Here is a 1,411-nt window from a genome sequence, read left to right as displayed (position 1 = left end):
ATTTTCATGATCGGTTGACCGATCTTTTTAAGGCTTCAAAATCCGATATCAGTCTCTGGTATCGGATTTTTTAATGTCTTTACTTACAAACCTCGATGAAACATTCAGCCATGCAGAAGATTTAAATGTCATCGATAAACTGATGTCGTTTGTTGACCCTGAACTTCTTCAGCAAGCCTATGAGCTATCAGGTGTGGCGACTGTCAGACGTCGCCGTTTGCCTTTAGATTCGGTAGTGTTAACCATTGTCGGCATGAGTCTTTTTCGTAACGATCCTGTCTGGGACATCGCGAATAAACTCAATGTTTCGCTTCCGGGTAAAAACCGCTTTGTTGCTCCGAGTGCAGTGGTACAAGCCCGCCAAAGGTTGGGTGATGATGCTGTCGGTCACGTCTTCAAATTGATGGCACAGCGGGCATTCACTGAATATGCCTTTGAACAGTGGTGTGGTTTAAATGTACTGGCGGTTGACGGTGTAATGTTCCGTGCTCAGGATACTGCTGAGAACCTTGATGCATTTGGTTGTGACCGGAATGCTAAGGGTGATAATCCGTACCCACAGGTACGCATGTGTAGTCTGATGGAAACGTCCAGCCACCTTCTGTTGGCCAGTGAATTTGACAGCCGGGATGTGGGAGAGATGTCTCTTGCACAGCGGCTTGTTCCTTCGGTTCCCGATAACTCTCTGACCCTTTTTGACAGAGGGTATTATTCGCTGGGGCTACTGTACTTGTGGATGACTAAAGGTGTTAATACGCACTGGATGCTCCCCGCCCGTAAAGATTTACAGTATACTGTGAGACATCAACTCAGCGAGGATGATGCTGTTATCACGCTTAAAACCTCTCCTCAAGCCAGGAAGAAATTTGATGGTTTACCCGAAACCATTGAAGCGAGACTGACCCGCTACAAAGTAGATGGAAAGTCTTACCGCGTGCTCAGTTCAATGGTCGATGCAATGCAGTTTCCCTACGAAGAAGTTGTCAATGTGTATGTTCAACGCTGGGAAATCGAACTGGGCTTCAGAGAAATGAAACAGACACTACATCAGGCAAAACTGACACTGCGCAGTAAGAAACCTGAGATGGTTCGACAGGAACTCTGGGGGCTGTTGGTAGCCTACAACCTGATTAGAATGATGATGCTGGATGCCGTAAAAGACATGCCGGAATTATCTCCTTCCCGCCTTAGCTTCGGTCTCTGTATGAGACATATCATTGTATTCTTCCTGACCACATTGCCGGAGACAGTAACTAAACTGCCCGCTCACTATGAATACCTAATGGAATCGCTGAGGATGATGAGGCTCCCTGACAAACGACCTGACAGGTATTACCCCAGAGTAGTGAGGAAAAGACCGACTAAATACCCCACAAAGAAAAATGCCAGTCAGCTTAACTGACTGGCATTA

The 1,411-nt window shown here is 46.5% G+C and carries 1 protein-coding gene; it reads left to right on the top strand.

Going from position 1 to position 1,411, the window contains the following annotated elements; genetic code table 11:
* Nucleotides 1-73 precede the first annotated feature (73 nt).
* Nucleotides 74-1,402: an IS4 family transposase gene (locus tag QME20_RS19620; protein ID WP_281716515.1), complete on the top strand. Its 1,329-nt coding sequence runs from the start codon at nucleotides 74-76 to the stop codon at nucleotides 1,400-1,402.
* Nucleotides 1,403-1,411: the final 9 nt, after the last annotated feature.

It is taken from the genome of Alteromonas sp. CyTr2 (assembly GCF_947311905.1).
Lineage (GTDB): Bacteria > Pseudomonadota > Gammaproteobacteria > Enterobacterales > Alteromonadaceae > Alteromonas > Alteromonas macleodii.
Note: the sequence above shows the minus strand (reverse complement) of the source record. Positions and strands in the feature narration are given on the sequence as shown.

Excerpts from the sequence above, each read along its gene's own strand:
- QME20_RS19620 (WP_281716515.1), top strand. The coding sequence starts at position 74 with ATGTCTTTACTTACAAACCTCGATGAAACATTCAGCCATGCAGAAGAT.